The sequence below is a fragment of the Segeticoccus rhizosphaerae genome, from assembly GCF_009192725.1.
Classification (GTDB): Bacteria; Actinomycetota; Actinomycetes; order Actinomycetales; family Dermatophilaceae; genus Segeticoccus; species Segeticoccus rhizosphaerae.
The window spans coordinates 1-3,078 of the sequence record NZ_VOHR01000399.1 but is presented as its reverse complement, the minus strand read 5'-3'; the positions used below and the strand labels follow the sequence as shown (position 1 = coordinate 3,078).

Below are 3,078 nucleotides of genomic sequence, written 5' to 3'. Positions count from 1 at the left end.
ACAGGCCCTACCCCACCTCGTGCGCGGCTTCTTCGGCGACCCAGACCTGGCCTACATCACCGCCAACTGATTCGACCTACTAACGCCCTTCTTGGTAACCAGCCGTCTCACGATCTGACGGGGGTCCGCTCAGTCCGTTGGGCCCTCCAGGTGAAAATCGTCGACGGCTCGGTTCCCAATCAAGCTGGGCAATACTGTGCGTCATCGCAGCAGCCGGGCGGCGCCGCCTTGCGCATGTTGGGTCAGCCGCAGCGAGCCCGTCTGCAGATAGGGGTCGGCGCCCAGCGGTCCCTCTAGGGTCCTGGATCCACGGTCAAGCGGTCCCTTCCTCCCGGATGCGCACCACGACCATCGACCTCGTCATTCGTGCGGGTGACTCCGTCGACGGCGGTAGGTCCCCACCGAGCGCTCCGATGGCCCTCTCCAGGGCCCGCAGCGCGAAGTCTCCCTCGTCGGTGATGCTTCCCCAGGTGAGTTCGATGTCGGCATCGGGCGTTTCGGCGGCTGGGACCGACTTATCCACAATCGCTTGTAGCTCCATCAGGTGCCGCCAGAACGGATCGTCGACCATCAACTGCGCGAAGTCGGTTCCGAAGGCTCCTAGAAGCTTACTGAGTTGCGGAATAAAGAGACGCGTTACCGATCGATGTTCAGCCTTTCTCGCGGAAGTCTTCAATGCCACGGCGAGATATTCGTGCGCCTCCGCCAGCTGCTGAAGTACCCGTTCGCGTTCTGGCTCGGAGAGCTCCATCACGGTTGCGCGAGTGCGGCCGTCACTAGGGCAGCCGCGTACGAGCTGCCGTACATACGTATCGCCCGACCGTCCGAGCACACTGTTGTCCCGAACGGCTGGTCGTGAGTGCCCCCGTAAGCATCGACCGTGCTGACGCCGCCTGCCAGCGGTACCCTGCAGTTGTACTCCACCAACTCGCCTGTCCACTCCTGCGCGCGCGCCACAAGTACCCCCGGCAGCGTGGCAGGTAGAGCCATGGTCTCCCCGCGCCACGTGTTACCTGCGGCACACACGAAGACGGGCAACCGGAACCCTCTCTCCTGCGCTCGAGTCAGGATGAATCGGAGCGTTTCTAGGTTGCGCGACGCGTCACCCGAGATCACGGCTCGCTGGGCGATGCACACGAGGTCGGCATCAGCGACGGAGCTTGCAGCGAAGACCAAAGCGTTCAACAGCGCGGCCGAGGCGCTGTACCGGTCCTCGCGCTCGAAGACCCGGGCGCTGGTCAACCGGGCGTCCGGTGCGCGCATACGGATAACGTCGGACAGTGAGGTCCCATGACCGTGCCAGTCCTGCGGCGGGGAGTCGGCCGTCCCCATCGGGGTAGACATGACGAAGGCGTCCTGAGCGCTCGCACGCTCGTCCCCCGTATCGATAACTAGCACTCGGACGGGGTCCTGCCAGGCCACGGTGCCGGCGGCACCGACCACGGACGTTGGGAGTTGCGGGACGCGGTAGGCGGCGAGGAGTTCGGGGCGCCGCTCGACCCACTCCGTGAGCCAGGATCCGGGGCGGGGGCCACCGATGGCGCTCCCCGCGGGTGTCAGCCAGTAACCGGGGTCCACGAGAAGTCTTGAGTGAGCGAGGAATTGAGCACTCTGACTGACGGCCCGTGCGACCTCGTCCGCGACGCCGTCTGGATGGCGTAGGACGGCGACGCGCAGGTCGATTGGCTCGCCGATCAGGGCACCGGCGGCCTCACCCGGCATGGGCAAGATCCTTGGGGGTTCGAGGTGGTTCAACAGTGGATAGTCCACAGCCCGCCAGTCGTCCGACAGGGACTGGAGGTCGGCCAGTTCCCCCACGATGGTCGTGAAATCAACCGGCGGCCTTCGTAGCAAACTCCGCACCGAACTGACAGGGGGGCGGGGCGGAGCGGCGTGCCCGAGGATCTCGCGCAGCGACGCACGTGAACGCGACTTCGCTGCTGCACCGGATGTGCTCAATGGTCTTCCTGCCTAAGCTCACGGGCGCGTAAGATGCGTCATCTCTGGTGACCCAGTTAGTCACTGTGGCACGTCCGCATAGGTGCTGTCGATGACGCAATCTCAGAACGACTACTCCAGCGAACTCCTACGACCGGCGGTCGCCGAGTTCACCGGTTGGCGGGTGGCCGTCAACGCCGCGGGGACAACGACCAGTGGTCCGTGTCCTCGTTGCTCCCATCTGTGCCTGATCCAGATCCAGGAGCGTGTCCTGCAAGGAGGTGCGCCGGCCTCTCTCGACGCCGACATCGTCATCGAAGCCATCCCTCGTCGATTCACCTGCAACTGCGAAGACGATCACCAGGGCCGACCGGATCAGGTGTTCGCGGGCTGTGGTGCGTCATGGATGGTTAGCATCGTCCACCACGCGAGCGGTTGGGCTCTCGAGCCATTCGAGGACGAGACGCTCTTTCCTGCCCTCACCGCTCTAGCCTCCGATCAAAAGACTCAGGACTTACGCATCCGTGCAGCCGCTGAAAAGTGGCTCGGCGCTATCACCGCCCTACTCGGCCTATTCTCGATCGCAGGTGTCGTGACTGCCAAGGACACGATGACCGGGTTGGCGGGCGGGGGGAAGGTGATCGTGGCTAGCGTCTTCGTCCTCGCGCTTCTCGCCGCCGCGTCGTCTGTCCTCGAGGGATACCGGGCTGCCTACTCTTGGCCGGCGGATGTCGATGTGCGGGACGAGGCGCAGATTCGCGAGTGGTACGAGAAGCGCCGTTTGTTCGCCGGGAAGGCTGCAAAGCAGCTGAGGAGGGCCATTATTTTATCCGTCGCCACAGTCTTACTGCTCGCAGTGGCGATGATGCTTCTTTGGTTTCTCCCACGCACATCCGCCCCCACGTCACCGGCAATGGTCAGTGCCACCCCGACCCCCGAAGAGCCCAGCGCGCTGTCATCGCTGGTGTGAGCCCAAGGCATCGCCGCTCGGTAGGCCCAGGGGCGCAATCGAAACGTGGGTTCGTCGTAGAAATGAGTGTCGCCTAGTACTACAGCCGCACTTATGGTGAGGCGCCGCGGCGGGCGTAGTGGCAGCGTTGGGCGCGGGCTTGATGTCGGCGTCGCCAGTGGGACCAGTCG

At 64.5% G+C, this 3,078-nt stretch carries 3 protein-coding genes; 1 reads left to right on the top strand and 2 read right to left on the bottom strand.

Annotated elements, in window-relative coordinates; genetic code table 11:
- Positions 1-313: 313 nt before the first annotated feature.
- Both FRW57_RS19655 and FRW57_RS19650 read right to left on the bottom strand, forming a co-directional pair.
- Positions 314-754, bottom strand: coding sequence for a hypothetical protein (locus FRW57_RS19655; protein ID WP_152186838.1), 441 nt, complete (start codon positions 752-754; stop codon positions 314-316).
- Positions 751-1,722 (bottom strand): S8 family serine peptidase, encoded by a 972-nt coding sequence (locus FRW57_RS19650; protein ID WP_152186837.1) that lies wholly within the window; start codon positions 1,720-1,722, stop codon positions 751-753. Before FRW57_RS19650 ends, FRW57_RS19655 begins: the two co-directional genes overlap by 4 nt.
- A gap of 328 nt (positions 1,723-2,050) precedes the next feature.
- On the opposite strand from FRW57_RS19650, the gene FRW57_RS19645 reads away from it, so the two are divergent.
- On the top strand, positions 2,051-2,908 hold the full coding sequence (locus FRW57_RS19645) for a hypothetical protein (protein WP_152186836.1): 858 nt from the start codon (positions 2,051-2,053) through the stop codon (positions 2,906-2,908).
- The last annotated feature ends 170 nt before the right edge of the window (positions 2,909-3,078 follow it).